At 44.6% G+C, this 15,918-nt stretch carries 12 protein-coding genes; 9 read left to right on the top strand and 3 right to left on the bottom strand.

Annotation, left to right across the window (positions count from 1 at the left end):
- Nucleotides 1-44 precede the first annotated feature (44 nt).
- Nucleotides 45-1,697 (bottom strand): DUF4139 domain-containing protein, encoded by a 1,653-nt coding sequence (locus HCZ91_RS09150; RefSeq protein ID WP_179799121.1) that lies wholly within the window; start codon nt 1,695-1,697, stop codon nt 45-47.
- Between the two features lie 412 nt (nt 1,698-2,109).
- Here HCZ91_RS09150 and urtA point away from each other — a divergent pair, with 412 nt between their 5' ends.
- The 8 genes from urtA to HCZ91_RS09110 all read left to right on the top strand — a co-directional run bounded on the left by urtA (nt 2,110) and on the right by HCZ91_RS09110 (nt 11,073).
- Nucleotides 2,110-3,462 carry an urea ABC transporter substrate-binding protein gene (gene urtA, locus HCZ91_RS09145; RefSeq protein ID WP_179799120.1) on the top strand — a complete coding sequence of 451 codons (1,353 nt, stop codon included), beginning with the start codon at nt 2,110-2,112 and terminating at the stop codon, nt 3,460-3,462.
- 227 nt (nt 3,463-3,689) lie between these two features.
- Nucleotides 3,690-5,516: an urea ABC transporter permease subunit UrtB gene (gene urtB, locus HCZ91_RS09140; RefSeq protein ID WP_257020028.1), complete on the top strand. Its 1,827-nt coding sequence runs from the start codon at nt 3,690-3,692 to the stop codon at nt 5,514-5,516.
- Nucleotides 5,517-5,526: 10 nt separating this feature from the next.
- On the top strand, nt 5,527-6,597 hold the full coding sequence (gene urtC, locus HCZ91_RS09135; RefSeq protein WP_179799119.1) for an urea ABC transporter permease subunit UrtC: 1,071 nt from the start codon (nt 5,527-5,529) through the stop codon (nt 6,595-6,597).
- A 44-nt stretch (nt 6,598-6,641) separates the two neighbouring features.
- The gene (urtD, locus tag HCZ91_RS09130) at nt 6,642-7,451 is read left to right on the top strand and encodes an urea ABC transporter ATP-binding protein UrtD (protein WP_313777867.1); all 810 of its coding nucleotides are present in this window, start codon (nt 6,642-6,644) and stop codon (nt 7,449-7,451) included.
- 78 nt (nt 7,452-7,529) lie between these two features.
- Nucleotides 7,530-8,228, top strand: coding sequence for an urea ABC transporter ATP-binding subunit UrtE (urtE, locus tag HCZ91_RS09125; protein WP_179799118.1), 699 nt, complete (start codon nt 7,530-7,532; stop codon nt 8,226-8,228).
- A gap of 305 nt (nt 8,229-8,533) precedes the next feature.
- Complete coding sequence (gene lgt / locus HCZ91_RS09120) at nt 8,534-9,418, top strand: prolipoprotein diacylglyceryl transferase (protein WP_057761969.1); 885 nt, start codon at nt 8,534-8,536, stop codon at nt 9,416-9,418.
- 148 nt (nt 9,419-9,566) lie between these two features.
- Nucleotides 9,567-10,436, top strand: coding sequence for a thymidylate synthase (locus HCZ91_RS09115; RefSeq protein WP_179799117.1), 870 nt, complete (start codon nt 9,567-9,569; stop codon nt 10,434-10,436).
- A gap of 64 nt (nt 10,437-10,500) precedes the next feature.
- A complete protein-coding gene (locus tag HCZ91_RS09110; RefSeq protein WP_179799116.1) occupies nt 10,501-11,073 on the top strand; it encodes a dihydrofolate reductase in 573 nt (190 codons plus the stop codon).
- 135 nt (nt 11,074-11,208) lie between these two features.
- On the opposite strand, the gene uvrC is transcribed toward HCZ91_RS09110, so the two are convergent.
- Nucleotides 11,209-13,053, bottom strand: coding sequence for an excinuclease ABC subunit UvrC (gene uvrC, locus HCZ91_RS09105; protein WP_102092090.1), 1,845 nt, complete (start codon nt 13,051-13,053; stop codon nt 11,209-11,211).
- Between the two features lie 154 nt (nt 13,054-13,207).
- On the bottom strand, nt 13,208-14,731 hold the full coding sequence (locus tag HCZ91_RS09100; protein ID WP_179799115.1) for a DUF3360 family protein: 1,524 nt from the start codon (nt 14,729-14,731) through the stop codon (nt 13,208-13,210).
- A gap of 512 nt (nt 14,732-15,243) precedes the next feature.
- Between HCZ91_RS09100 and HCZ91_RS09095 the strand changes: the two genes are divergently transcribed.
- Nucleotides 15,244-15,804 (top strand): DUF4442 domain-containing protein, encoded by a 561-nt coding sequence (locus HCZ91_RS09095; protein ID WP_102092092.1) that lies wholly within the window; start codon nt 15,244-15,246, stop codon nt 15,802-15,804.
- Nucleotides 15,805-15,918: the final 114 nt, after the last annotated feature.

Below are 15,918 nucleotides of genomic sequence, written 5' to 3'. Positions count from 1 at the left end.
CAAACTTTACCTATTAATAAGGTAGCACTTACAGGCAGTGCTCATTAATTGCCAGTCAGTAATTTATTGGCAGGATAACTAATCTGGGAGGTTGAACGTATTACTTGTGATTGCTTACTTGGTAAGTCAAATTCCCACGCCACCATGCCTTGATTGTCATTCCAATCTCGCTCAGTTACGGGCGGCGTATGCGTCACCGCAACTTTTAAACTATCGTCACGACTGATAGGTTCACTGCCCAGTACTTGCAAGCGTACGTTGCGATTGTGCTGATTGGTAAATTGATAGGCCTTGGTGGTCGTCAGTGTTTGCGTACGGTTTAGCACACCTTTTTCACCTTGCTTATCTTCATTGGTCAGCTCTTTTACGAACATATTTGAATCACGACCAAATCCAATCCCCTGCTCTTTTAGCATTTGATAATTATAACGTGACTGACCTACATAGTTGTCATCACGGTACAACTGTAGCGAACCATCAACCCAGTCCGGCGTCAAAAACGGCGCTGATGCATACCAGTAGGCAGCAGTCTTAACACTTGGCGTACTGCGAATCCAGAGCTTACTATTACCTGCCTGCTCCCCAATCACTGTGCGTACCCGTCTCCCGTCACTTGGAATACTGACCAACTGCGGTAAACGATACTCGATAATGCCATTTTTATTTTGGCTACTGACCGTGAAATTAGGTAACGGTGCCATAGCTGCCCCTGCTCCTTTGTTATAAGCAGGCTCTTCCATCATAACAGGAGAAGTATCCATCATAGGTAGCTCACGTCTCACTTGAACATCTTCGCGCTCCTCATATAATGATAAACGCTGTACATACGGCAATTGCCCCGTCGTACTTTGATTAGGATTAACGGTACTAAGTGTCAGTGGTACGTTTGTCCAGTTCTCACCAGTTTGCTGAGCAATAATCGCAGAAGCTGTGATACTTAACTGCTCACTGTTTGTATTTAGGCGAGCTTGATACGTAGGCTCCCAGCCTGCGCCTTGTACTTGATAATGCAATTTAATGCTACTTGGCGCGCGACTGGCAGTGCGTACACTCACTTGGGTCACATTACTCGCCGTTGACGTGACACTGCTTGCCATCATCTGATTTAGTGTATCTTGGGCGCTTGCTTGTCGCCGCTCCATCTCAATAATACTTTGGTTAATACGGGTTGCCTGCGCCTCTATATCGCGTGCGTTACTAGCAATCGTACTCGCCGTGTTGACTTGCGTGGCCTTAGTCAAATTTTGCAAATAGGCTTTTGCTAAGCGCGCCGCTTCTAATTCCGCATTAATACTAGCTAGAGTATTTTGCTGCGTCTGTACCTTGGCATCACCTTGATACTGACACTGGGCTGCCTGCTCACCTGTCAGCTCTTCGATACTGACTTCCCCAACGCTAACATTATTCGTCGCTTGTACACTTAGACTTTCTTTATCCATATAAGGTGACAAGCACGAAAACACCACCGTTTGCTCACCGCTACCTGTAATAGGCAATGCGCGAGTTACGCTCGCCAGCCCTTGATAAATAGTCACTTGCTCGACACTACTGGTGGCCGCTTGTGCCGAAGACAATCCTAAAATAGCACTACTACCAAGTACAAATGGCAGGATAGCAAATCTAGTCATTTGATTAAGCGGCGGCAATACGCTGCCATGGCCTGTTGAGACAGATGACTCTGTTAATTGTGCGTTCATACATCATTCCTTAGCAGTAAAATCCCTCATGGCAGTCACGCATTGGCTCAACGCGCAAAATAGCAACTATCTTAGAGATATTACCGTAGCCGTTTTACAGGTCTTTGGCAATAAATGCTTTTGGCAGACAGCATTTTTAGTAGAAATCGCCTTATCGATAAATCTCTTAATATGGTAGCTCTTCAATTTTAAAAATTTGGTTTTCTGTATTGCACCATTTTTTTGTTCATCTCCCCTTTATGGTGCAGTTTATTAGCCATCCTGCACTAAATTAATGAATATATTAATCAGAACCTAATTATTGCTCAATTATTACTCGATTATTGGCTTTTTTAACTTGGCACGGAACTTGAACGCTTAATAACTGTTCAGGAGCCATACTTTATCTTTTGTGTCTATTTAGGAGATGTCCATGTTTTCGTTACCCACTTTAGCCAATCCTCAGTTTGTTGACGCTCACCTACACGGCAAAATCAGATCACGCTTCTCGTTACTAGCGATTGCCGTCATTGGCAGCCTGAGTCTTACTGCTTGTCAAAAGCCTGCCGAAACCGCGACAGCCACAGAGACAACAGCCGAAACAAATACAGAGACAACGACTACCCCTGCCGCTGATGGCGACACGATCAAAGTGGGCATCTTACATTCGCTATCTGGCACCATGGCCATCTCTGAAACTTCTCTAAAAGACACGGCACTCATGACCATTGATGAGATCAATGCCAATGGCGGTGTACTCGGTAAGCAACTAGAACCAGTAGTCGTCGACCCTGCTTCTGATTGGCCATTGTTTGCCGAAAAAGCCCGTCAGCTGCTCACTCAAGACAAAGTAGATGTCATCTTTGGTGGTTGGACATCGGTATCACGCAAATCCGTGTTGCCTGTAGTTGAAGAGTTGAACGGGTTGATGTTCTATCCAGTACAGTACGAAGGACAAGAGCAGTCAGAAAACATCTTTTATACTGGTGCGGCACCAAATCAGCAAGCTATTCCGGCAGTAGAGTACTTGATGAATGAAGAAGGCGGCGGTGCAGAGCGCTTTGTGTTGTTAGGTACTGATTACGTTTATCCACGCACCACCAACCAGATTTTAAAGGCATTTTTGAAATCAAAAGGCGTGGCTGATGCAGACATCATGGAAGAGTACACGCCATTTGGTTTCAGCAATTATCAAACCATCGTATCTAACGTTAAAAAGTTCTCAACGGGCAAAAAGACCGCGGTTATCTCGACCATCAATGGCGACTCAAACGTGCCGTTCTATCGTGAGCTTGCCAACCAAAGTATCAAAGCCTCAGATATTCCCGTGATGGCATTCTCAGTTGGTGAAGAAGAGCTGCGCGGTATCGATACCAGTCTGCTACAAGGGCATTTGGCGGCGTGGAACTATTTTATGTCGATCAAAAACCCAACCAACAGTGCCTTCACCAAACGCTATAAGCAGTATGCATTGGACCAAAAACTACCGAATGCTGAAAAAGTCGTGACCAATGATCCAATGGAAGCGACTTATGTCGGTATCAACATGTGGAAGCAAGCTGTCGAAAAAGCAGGTACGACTGATGTCGATAAAGTACGTATTAGCATGGCGGGACAAACGTTCGACGCACCTTCTGGCTACACGCTAAAAATGGATGAAGAAAACCATCACCTATGGAAGCCTGTCATGATTGGTCAAATTCGTGCCGACGGACAGTTTGATACGATTTTCAAAACGCCAGAAGTTATCCAAGCCCAGCCATGGAGCGAGTACATTCCTAAATAACTCGTTCTACAAATAAAGCGGTACTGAAAAGCACGTGGATAGTAATTGAATAGTAGGCGGATGGATAAACGACACCAACAATATTCCTAACGCCTATTTTTCACAGTTGTTTTCAACACTTATTCTTAACTTTTAAATAACGCCAAACCTTATCAATACTTCTATCGCTTAGTACGCTAAGCAGTAGTGGCTAAGGGTTTGTTGTCTGTAAAAACAGGGAGCCGCACATGCAGCACCATACTTTACGCCCGTTTGTAGGGCAAACATCGTCCGAAAATGGTAACAACCCACAAGCATCAGTCAGTGAAGTCATGCAGTATGTGGCACGTTTTTCAATTCATGCGCCTCTGCGATTACTTGCATTGATGGCATTATGCATAACAACTTTCACCACCACAGCGTATGCGGATCATAATGGTCAGATACATGACCACGATACGGATACCGCTCATAGTGAGCAATCTTTGCTCACGCCTGCGAACAAATCTATCTCTATTCAAACTATCTCAGATACCTCAGCAGCAACTTCTACAAGTTCAGGCGATGCCATTCAAAAATTTGTGGCCGGCGATTTTAGTAAGCGCCAAGCTATGCTAAGTGATTGGCCAGGATCCGTTGAGAGTTTAGATAGTTTGGTTGAATTTATTGCCAATGATGAGCTATATCAAGGCAACGGTGGGCAAACGTATTTATTGAATAAAGAAGATCAGCTGTTTACTTATCCTGATAAAAAAGAGACTGACGATTGGCCAAGTGATTTATCACAAATTACCCTGACCAATGCCCTACGCTCAGCGCTCATCTTTGGTCAAGCCAAGGTAAAACTAGCATCTGACAAGCCAGCACAGCGCCTACAAGCTGTGGATATTTTGGCCGATAATATTGACCAAGTAGACCCAGCCATTATTACGACAGCAGCGGCAAATGAAGACAGCACTAAAGTCAAAAAGGCACTAACGGCACTACAAGCTCGTATTGATTTCAAAAACGGTGACCTGCCCACTCAGATTGCAGCGGTCAATCTACTTGCAGATAGTGATAACCCACAAGTTTTGGTCGATATTGAATCTGCCCTGGCGGCTGATGGCTTAGATGCCTCGCTCAAAGCTGCACTTATCGATGCTGAATCTAGCGTGTCACGCCGTATTGAAGTAAGCACATGGACGGGTCATATTTTCACCGGTATGAGTACCGCTAGTATTTTGCTGCTAGCAGCGCTTGGTCTCGCCATTACCTTTGGCCTACTTGGTGTGATTAATATGGCGCACGGTGAGCTGATTATGATCGGGGCTTATACCACTTATATGGTGCAAAACTTCTTTCAAGCTTATATGCCAGATATGGCTGGCTGGTATCTGCTTGTTGCTATTCCAGCTGCATTTTTAGTTAGTGCCATCATCGGCATGATTATTGAACGTATCGTGATTCGCCCATTATATGGTCGTGAGCTAGAGACATTGCTGGCGACATTCGGCGTAAGCTTAATATTGATGCAATTAGTACGGATGATTTTTGGTGCGCAGAACGTTGAAGTCAGTAACGTGGAATGGCTCAGCGGCGCGTATCAAATGTCATCAAGCCTTGTACTACCTTATAACCGTATTGCCATTATCGTATTCACGGTCATCGTCGTAGCGCTACTGGTGTACTTACTTAACAAAACGCGCTTTGGCTTGTTTATACGAGCCGTCACTCAAAATCGCCAAATGGCACGTGCTGTCGGTATCCCCTCTGCACGTATCGATATGATGGCATTTGGTTTGGGCTCTGGGCTGGCTGGTATGGCTGGCTGTGCCCTCGCCCAAGTCGGTAACGTCGGTCCTGATCTCGGTCAAACCTATATCATTGATACGTTTTTGGTCGTCGTCGTCGGCGGTGTCGGTCAAGTATGGGGCGCAGTATTGGCCGCCTTAGGACTTGGTGTGAGCGGTACGGTACTTGAGATTGGTATCGGTGCAGTACTGGCTAAGATTGTATTGTTGGTTCTTGTGATTCTGTTTATTCAGAAACGGCCACAAGGTTTATTTGCACTCAAAGGCCGCTTTGTCGAATAAGGAGATTCCTATGATACTGACCAAATTACTGTCTGATACACCGCGTAGTGCTTTTTTAATTGGATTATGTTTTGCCGTACTGCTTATATTACCTTGGCTACACCTTATGCCGGAGACTTCAGCCTTTCACCTTTCAGCCTACTGGATTACCCTGATTGGCAAAATCATGGCACTAGCGATGGTGGCTTTGGCGCTAGATCTCGTCTGGGGCTATGCCGGTATCTTAAGCTTGGGACATGGCTTGTATTTTGCCTTGGGTGGTTATGCATTTGGCATGTACCTAACACGTGAGACAGCAGGCGATGCGCTTCCTGATTTTATGCGATTTTTGAGCTGGACCGAAATGCCATGGTACTGGGCGGGCACGCAGCATTTTTGGTGGGCTGTCGCACTGGTCGTATTAGTGCCTGGCTTAGTTGCTTTTATCTTTGGTTTCTTTGCCTTTCGCTCCAAAATCAAAGGGGTGTACTTTTCTATCATCACTCAAGCCATGGTCTATGCAGCAGCCTTGCTATTCTTCCGTAATGAGACAGGCTTTGGTGGCAATAATGGCTTCACTGGTTTTACCACCTTACTCGGCTACGACATTACCGCTGCCTCTACTCGTTCAATGCTGTGCTTTGTCACGGCCTTAGCATTGTTAGTCTCTTATATGGGTTTGCGTCATTTAATGAATCAGCCTTATGGTCGAGTGCTCGGTGCTATTCGTGATAGCGAAAACCGCTTGCAGTATCTGGGCTACCGTACATTGTGGTACAAGCTATCCGCTTGGGTGTTATCCGCTGTCATTGCTGGTGTTGCAGGTGCGCTATACGTGCCGCAAGTAGGCATTATCAATCCGAGTGAAATGAACCCAGTGAACTCGATTGAGATAGCCGTCTGGGTAGCAACTGGTGGTCGAGGAAGCTTAATTGGCGCGATTTTAGGAACTGGTGTGGTAAATGCTGTGAAAACCTACTTTACCGTCGCCTACCCTGAGTTTTGGCTATTGATATTAGGCGGACTGTTCGTCGTCGTGACGTTATTTTTACCCAATGGCATTATGGGCTTGTTCGATCGCTTCAAAAAGGAGAAACAATAATGCTAAATGATAAATCACCATCGACCGAACAATCGACTAAGGCGCTGTCTGAATATGATCATACTGATGGACGTGACGGTCTCAGTCATCCCAAAAAATCTGGCGTCGATTTTAGCCATGGTATTGCATTATATTTAGAAGATTTAAGTGTTTGGTTCGACTCTTTCCGCGCACTCAATAACTTATCGCTATATATCGAAGAAGGTGAGCTACGCTGTATTATCGGCCCAAATGGCGCTGGTAAAACCACATTGATGGATGTCATTACAGGTAAAACCCGCCCTACGGAAGGCAGCGTGTTTTTTGGTCAGACTCATAACCTTGCCAGCTTATCTACCGAAGAAATCGCTGAAGCGGGTATCGGCCGTAAGTTTCAAAAACCTACTGTTTTTGAGAACTTTACGGTAATGGATAATCTGTTACTTGCTGCGCCAAAAGACAAACGTGTGGTCAAAAGCTTATTTAACAAACTAAATGCCGATACTCGCGATACCCTCGACGCGACCCTACAGCAGATTCGTTTGACCGATAAGATCAACAAGCCCGCTGGATTGCTTTCACATGGGCAGAAACAGTGGTTAGAGATTGGCATGCTACTGATGCAAAGCCCCAAGCTAATTTTGCTTGATGAGCCCGTAGCAGGTATGACCGATGCCGAAACAGAACATACCGCCGAGCTGTGTCTACGGCTTAAAAAGAACCATACATTAGTAGTGGTCGAACATGACATGACCTTTATCGATGCCATCAGTGAAAAAGTCACGGTATTGGCACAAGGGGCGATTTTGGCCGAAGGTACGTTAGCTGAAGTACAAGCCAATGAAGCAGTGATTGAGTCCTACTTAGGGCGATAGCCGAACGAATCATCTAGACGAGCCAAACGAATATACCCTTTAAAATATGAGAAAAGTTTTAGAGTTTAGGAGATAACCATGTTACAAGTGAACGATATCAATCAATATTACGGCGGCAGTCATATTTTACGAGATGTCTCGTTTACAGCACCTGTAGGCGCATGCAGCGTGGTACTTGGACGTAACGGCGTGGGCAAAACCACGCTACTTAAATGCCTGATGGGGATATTGCCGATTAAATCAGGAGAGATCTTGCTCAATGATAAAGATATCAGCAAGATGTCTCCCGAGCAACGTGTCCGAGCTGGGCTGGCTTATGTACCACAAGGACGCGATATTTTTTCGACACTGACCGTAGAAGAGAACATATTAATTGGTATGGCAAAGTTTTCACGCAGTAAAGCCAAACATGTACCCAAGCATTTATACGATATTTTCCCCGTACTCGATGAGATGAAACATCGGCGCGGTGGTGATTTGTCTGGTGGTCAGCAGCAGCAGCTTGCGATCGCCCGTGCCCTAGCCTCTGAGCCGACTGTGCTCATTTTAGATGAGCCAACCGAAGGTATACAGCCGTCTATTATCAAAGATATCGGCCGTGTGCTTCGGGACTTAGCTGACAAAGGTGACATGGCAATTGTACTGGTTGAGCAATTCTATGAGTTTGCCGAAGAGCTTGCTGACAATTACACGGTACTATCACGCGGCGAGGTAGTCTCACAAGGCGCAGGCGATACGATGGTCGAAAACAAAGTACAAGATCTGGTCGCCATCTAATCTCTTTTAATAATAGATGTAATAATACAAATTGGTAGTGAACGCTAGATAATGCTAAAAATAGCACTTTCATCTCAAGCTAATAGCTACCAAGATTACATATCATCACGAAAACACTCCTTAATTAAAGTCATTTTTTTCACCTCACTTCTTATCTTTTTTGACTCTTAGCCTATACATTCTGTATCATCTCAAAGAATCAAATTACTCATACACTCTGATTGGCACTAGAGCAATTATGTATGCCCAGCGAACGAAATTTGCTATTATAGTCAGCATTTTATTATCAATATTATGATGCCTTTATGATGATTCATCCTCAGTACGATCCTGTAGCATTAGCAGTTGGACCTGTCGAAGTCCATTGGTATGGGCTGATGTATTTGTTGGCATTTGCCGCCGCCTACGGACTGGCGTGGTATCGCAGTACCAAGCGTGAAGGCTGGACGACAGATATGGTCTCAGACCTAGTGTTCTTTGGCGCACTTGGTGTGATATTAGGTGGCCGTGTCGGCTATGTGTTGTTTTATCAGTTCGGTGAGCTACTCCAAAACCCTGCCTATCTGTTCAAGGTCTGGGAAGGCGGTATGTCATTCCATGGCGGCCTGATTGGTGTCATGTTGGGTATGCTGTATTTTGCTCGCAAATATAAAAAGACACCTTTCCAAGTGCTCGATTTTGTCGTTCCCTGCGTACCAACTGGTTTATTGTTCGGACGTATTGGTAACTACATCAATGCCGAACTATGGGGCCGCGTCTCTGACGGTGGCTATAACTGGTTGACCTACTTCCCGCAGGCCGCTAGCGTTGATATGCAGCAGCTACAAGCCAATCCTGCGCTACAAGACCTGATGACTGAAGTCAATGGCCAGTACCTGTTGCCTCGTCACCCGTCGCAACTGTATGAAGCCCTTGCAGAAGGTCTGCTGTTGTTTCTATTCTTGTGGTGGTACTCATCGAAGCCCCGTCCTCGGATGGCAGTGACTGGTGTCTTTATGCTTGGTTATGGCTTTAGCCGTTTCATCATTGAGTTCTTCCGCCAGCCAGACATCGACCAAGGATTCATCTTGCTAGGTTGGATGACCAAAGGTCAGATACTAAGTGCCCCAATGATAATTATCGGTCTGTTCTTGATCGGTTACGCTTACAAACGTGGCATCTACGACTGGGGTAAGCAAGCTGCTTATTAAGCCTACCTTTTTGTGATAAAGGTTGATGACTTAAAATAAGGTAAGCTGTCAAAACACCTACCCTAGCAATACTTTCAATAATGACAGTGTATATATCGACTCCCCATCTAGCCTGTATGCGCTGTCAGCAGTAACTAAAGAGCATTTTATGATCAATGGCACCCAAAGTAATAACGAGCAAGGCTATTTAGATTTGCTACGCCACGTTCTCGACAATGGCACTGAAAAAGGTGATCGTACTGGTACTGGTACGCTTAGCCATTTCGGCGCACAGCTACGCTTTGACTTAGCAGAAGGCTTTCCACTGCTAACGACCAAAAAAGTTCACTTTAAATCTATCGCTTATGAGCTATTATGGTTTTTAAGTGGCAGCACTCATGTTGACTATCTACAACAGAATAACGTTCGTATCTGGAATGAGTGGGCGACAGCAGAACAGACCGCGCGCTTTAACAGACCTGCTGGCGATTTGGGTCCTATCTATGGTCATCAATGGCGTAACTATGGCGCGACCAAAAATGAAGATGCCAGTTATAACGCTGATGGCGTCGATCAAATCGCACAAGTCGTTGAACAGATAAAGACCAATCCAAATTCCCGTCGTTTGATTGTTTCTGGCTGGAATCCGGGTGAAGCAGAGCAAGTAGCCCTACCACCATGTCATACGTTATTTCAGTTCTTTGTCGCAGACAATAAGCTGTCGTGCCAGCTATATCAACGTTCGGCTGACTTATTTTTAGGCGTGCCTTTCAACATTGCGAGCTATGCGCTATTGACTCATATGATCGCGCAGGTATGTGGTCTAGAAGTTGGAGAGTTTGTTTGGACGGGTGGTGATTGTCATATTTACCAAAACCACCGTGAACAGGCCGAGCTACAGTTAACACGCTCGCTATATAAACTGCCGACATTGTCTTTGAACCCTGAAATAAAAGACATATTTGTGTTTGAGTACGAAGACATTAGCGTCAATGACTATGAGTCGCACCCTGCTATCAAAGCCAAAGTTGCCGTATAAAGTTAGTCTGGTTAACTACACTGAATCAGAGCAAAATTTAAGAATACAATAAAAAGGATATATTATGAGCTATGCCCATACCGAAGTTGCCCAAATCGCTGCTATTAGTAGCAATCGCTGTATCGGCAAAAACAATGAGCTACCGTGGCATATCTCAGCAGATTTGCAACATTTCAGAAGCATGACGACCAAAGAAAACGATAGTAAGATTCAAGGTATCGTGATCATGGGTCGTAAGACATTTGAGTCAATGGGTAGTAAACCATTACCTAAGCGTGTGAGCTTCATTGTCACGACACAGATGGATTATGCTGAGACAAAAGGTCTCGCAGATAGCAACAATGCTTATGTGGTACACAACTTAGACGATGCTCTGACACAAGCAGCTAGCCTTGCTCATGGCGCACATCTCGATACGATTTGGGTGATTGGCGGCGAGCGCGTATTTAGTGACGCTCTGATGTATACGGACCGTATTGAGCTGACTCATGTAGATACTGACATTGCTGACGGCGATGCCTTTTACCCTGAGTTGCCAGAACGCTTTAAAGTAGCAGACGAATCTGAGCAAATGCACGATGAAAAAAGCGATTTAAGCTTTAAATTTACCACTTATAAAGTAGAAACTGATAAGTAGTAAAAGCCTATTAAAAAAAGGGCAGTCTTGGATAAGTAAAATTATCCAAGACTGCCCCTTTTTTTTAATCTTCACACAGTCTTATTTATAGTCAATTAATAAGATAAAAACTGATGCTTGATAATATCTAACTCTTTACTCATGCAGTACTTTATAAACCGTTTTTGCGAGTACTGGTCCGATACCTTGTACGCCTGCCAACTCCTGCTGTGAAGCACCAAGCAGCTGCTGCATACCACCAAAGTGATTGAGCAAGTCACGACGACGTTTCTCACCCAGTCCCGGTATTACTTCTAGCACTGATGACGAGCGACGCTTATCGCGTTTTTTACGGTGAGCAGTAATCGCAAAACGATGCGCCTCATCACGAATATGCATCAGCAAGTGCAATGCTTTGCTATCCATCGGTAGATCTAACGGTTCGTGATCGATAAAGTGCAATACCTCAAGCCCAGCCTTGCGCCCTTCCCCTTTTGCCACACTAATGAGCAAGGTGTCACCAAGAATACCCAATTCAGTCAATACTTCTTTAGCAATGCCAAGCTGACCTTTACCACCATCAACCAATAGCAAGTCCGGCAATGGCTGCTTTTTATAACGTCGAGTCAGCACTTGCTTCATCGCAGCGTAGTCATCGCCACCTTGGATATCATGGATAGCATACTGACGGTAGTCTCGACGGCGCGAGCCACCTTGGTCAAACACCACGCAGCTACCAATGGTCGCCTCACCCATCGTATGTGAAATATCAAAACATTCAATACGATCAATCGTCCGATCAGTGACAGTCGCCAATACGTCTTTTAGTGCGCCAAATCGTGCGTGCAGCTCTAAATAATCGCCAAGCTTGGTTTTTAATGCATTACTGGTATTTAATGTTGCTAAGTCTAGCCACTCTGATCGATGCTCGCGTACATTGGTCTTGATGACTACTTTATTGCCAAAGTGCATTGCCAATGCTTCACTCACTGCTACCTGATCTGGTATCTGATGGCTCAATATGATTTCAGCTGGCAAATCATCGGTCACTTGGAAATAAAATGACGTAATAAAAGCTGATAAATTGTCTGCTAGCGACTCACTACTATCCACATCTGGGAAATAATTTTTTCCACCCAATACACGGCCGCCACGTACCGTCAGTACGTTCACACAAGTCATGCCAGCCTGACTGGCAATGGCAATCACATCTGCCTCACCTTGTACGGTATAGACCGCTTGCCTTGCTTGTACTTCACGTAACATAGACAGCTGATCGCGATAAAATACCGCCTTTTCGAAATCTAATGCTTCAGCTGACGCTTCCATTTTTTCAATCAGCGTACTATGAATATCACTAGAGTCGCCCTTTAAAAAACGAATGGTATTATTCACATCTTCTGCGTACTCTTCTGGCGATACCAAACCGACACAAGGCGCACGACAACGTTTGATCTGATACTCAAGGCAAGGACGTTGACGCTGCTTAAAAAAGGTGTTAGTACATTGACGCATTTGAAACATCTTTTGCATCAAGACCAACGTTTCTTTTGCCGCATGTGCAGAGGGAAACGGGCCAAAGAATCGACCCTTTTGATGATTGCCTTTGCCGCGACCGTAGGCCAAACGTGGATAAGGCTTATCGGCTGAGATAAACACATAAAGATAGGATTTATCATCACGCAGCAGCACGTTATAGGGCGGACGATGCTCCTTGATTAGATTCTGTTCAAGCAACAGCGCTTCGGTCTCACTACGCGTAATAATAGTCTCAATATTATGAATCCGCGCCACTAGCGCCCGCGTCTTTGGATGATCAATCGTCTTGGCAAAATAGCTATTTACTCGGCTTTTTAGCGACTTAGCTTTACCAACGTATAATATATCGCCGTTCTTGCCCAGCATCTTATACACCCCTGGCAAGTTAGGCAGGCGTTTAATCAGATGCTTAAGACGGGCTTTTTTATCATCGACAGGACTCGATTCTGAGACATTAACCATAGAATTTATTGCTCTTAAAAATCTTAGTAATACTGCTAGTTATGGGGCGGGAGTCATTGTTTTACAAGCCAATTATTATCGCAGCGCTACCCATAAAAAAGCCAGCTTTCGCCGGCTTAGTTTGTTCTATTATCGTTTATCCAATCACATACTACTAATGACGGAAGTTTGCCATCAGTGCTGGGATACCCGGCAGCATACCGACGATAGCCATGACACCTGTCAGTACCACGAACATAATACCCGGTATGATCCAGCGGCTCATCTTAGTCAAATTCGCACTACGTTCTTTAGAGCCAATCAAGCCCAAGTTATCAAGCAATAGCGTGAGTGACCAACCAAAGGCAGGATTCACCAATGCAGAGGCAAACACCACAATCGCAGCAGACTGCGTGGTTTTACCTTCACGCGTCATCTCCATACCAGCTTCTAGTAATGGAATAAACACCCCAACGATCAAGGCCACACACATCACTGGTTGCCAAATGGCCAAATCCATCGGATAGCCCCAAACCCCTGCGATAATACAAAATAGAGCCGTCAATAAAGCACCGGCAGGAATTGGACGTTTAGCAATCGCCGCAGGAACAATATACGTTCCCCAAGATGACGCAAAGTTGGAGCCGCCCAATACAGAGCCGACTACCTGACGAAATGAAGCACTGGTCATGGTGTCATCAATATCCATAAGCACTTTTTCAGTACGCTTAGGATAGCTGATTTTTTGGAACACCTGATGGCCCAAGAAATCTGGCGACCACATTGCCACGGCCAAAATAGCAAACGGCAGTACTACAATGAAGCTTTCAATCGTCGGCAGACCTAACATCCAACCTGTGTTTTCGCCCCACCAATACATTGGATTCATGTTTGGTAGACCTGGTGCTGTTTTGAACTCAAAAGGTGCGCCCAATGCAAAGGCAAGACCACCACCTAACACACAGCTTAGCGGAACCGCGAGCCAGCGTTTTTGCCAATGCTCAAGCAGTGCATACAGCAGGATAGTCGCCAGAATAATAAAGAAAGCGATATGCGACATGCCAATCCCTTCGGCCCAAGCAAAGAGATTTTTGACCTGCGAGGTGGTTCCGATAAAGCCCAAGTAAATCAAGAGGCCACCGCACACACCTTTACTGGTCAAGTTAGCCAGCAAACTTCCCCCTTTACTAATTGCGAGGAGCAGACCAAAAGCACCGATAAGCAAACCAAAGGCCATCGGGTGTCCACCAGCTGCTACCACAATAGGAATCAGAGGGATTAATGGGCCGTGAGTACCAGCGAGGTTGGCCGTCGGCAATAAAAATCCCGAAAATAAGATAATAAAGAAGGAGACGATCAATAGCTCGTAGCGTACGTTTTCTAGAACAAACGCATCACCTAAGCCGAGTGGACCTGCAAAGGTTGCTGCAATGGCGCCCACCATAACAACTTTACCGATGGTCGCGGCCATTGCTGGAATAGTATCTTCGTATTCAAAACGGTAATCACGGAATGGTAAATTAGGACGCCAGCGTTTCGGCTGCATGATTTGTAATTCATGGTTTAAGTAAGCATCACGACTGTCAAAACTAGAACTGGGCTTATGCAAATCTACATAACTGCCTTGTACTTGACTGTCGTGGTTTACGTTCGAGGTCGGCGGATTAGACCCTGAAGAGGGGGTCTGAGGGTTACTCATCACATTTCCTTGTGTCGATTACGTCTTTGATTGACTGCACACGCTCTGCTCTAATGTCATAGACCAAAGCGCCTATTACAAACTGCGAACTATTGTATGCCAAGACTTGATGAAATGCGAACCTAAAACCATTTAAAGATACTATGTATCTCATTATAACATATAAACTAAAGTTTCTATTTGAGACAAAATTAACCTTAATAGAAAACCATGAGTAAAAAATCTCTCTGTTATAGACTTTGAATTAGGATAAACGACCATTTTATTGATAATTGTTTACATCTAGGTAGATTTTTATCACATAGATGAATAGCAAAGATAGTTATAATAAATAACGATCGTTACTTGTAAGTGGGCATAAATATGTCATTTCGGTTACGCTTTAGAGCTAGCGGGCTGAGTACTTTTTAATTATGATAAATACTTTTTATCGATTTATTTACCAGTGATACTGTGTAAAACCGCATTATTGATACCATCAAAAAATTGAGAAAAGGCAACAGGACAAGTTTATGAGCGTATTACCTACCAACCTTGAGACTTTGAAACGTCGGGCCAAGCAAAGCATCATGCCATTGCTGACACCGCATTTATTAAAGCTACGCCTTAATACTTATGCACCATACATTGGCGCAGGTATCAAAATCGATCATATTAGTCTCGATCAGGGTTTGTGCGTAGTCAGCATGGGACTAAACACTCTGAACAAAAATATCGTCGGTACTCAGTTCGGTGGTAGCTTATATTCAATGGTTGACCCTTTTTATATGCTTATGCTGATGCATCAACTGGGTAGTAATTACGTGGTGTGGGACAAAAGCTCACATATTGATTTCATTGCGCCTGGCAATAGCAAAGTCACTGCACGCATGAAAATACCTAGCTCTGAAATTATTACTATTCAAGATCTAGCAAAAGAAGGCGAAGCGGTATTCCGTGAATATAAAGTCGATATCGTTGATGAGCAGCAAAAGCTCATTGCAACCGTTACCAAGACTTTATACATTAGACTGCGCAAATACAGTAAGTCCAAAGAGCAAGTCAACCGCATCGATACATTTGATGCTCAATAAACTTTAGCTTATAACTGGCACTATCAGAGCTGATAAAACTCAAATTATTAATGCTATACATACAAAAACCCCAATCTAGCTTGCGCATAGATTGGGGTTTCGTCTTTTTTGGTA

Origin of the sequence: Psychrobacter sp. BI730 (genome assembly GCF_013414195.1) — a bacterium.
Taxonomy (GTDB): Bacteria; Pseudomonadota; Gammaproteobacteria; order Pseudomonadales; family Moraxellaceae; genus Psychrobacter.
This window is presented reverse-complemented; position numbering and strand designations above follow the sequence as displayed.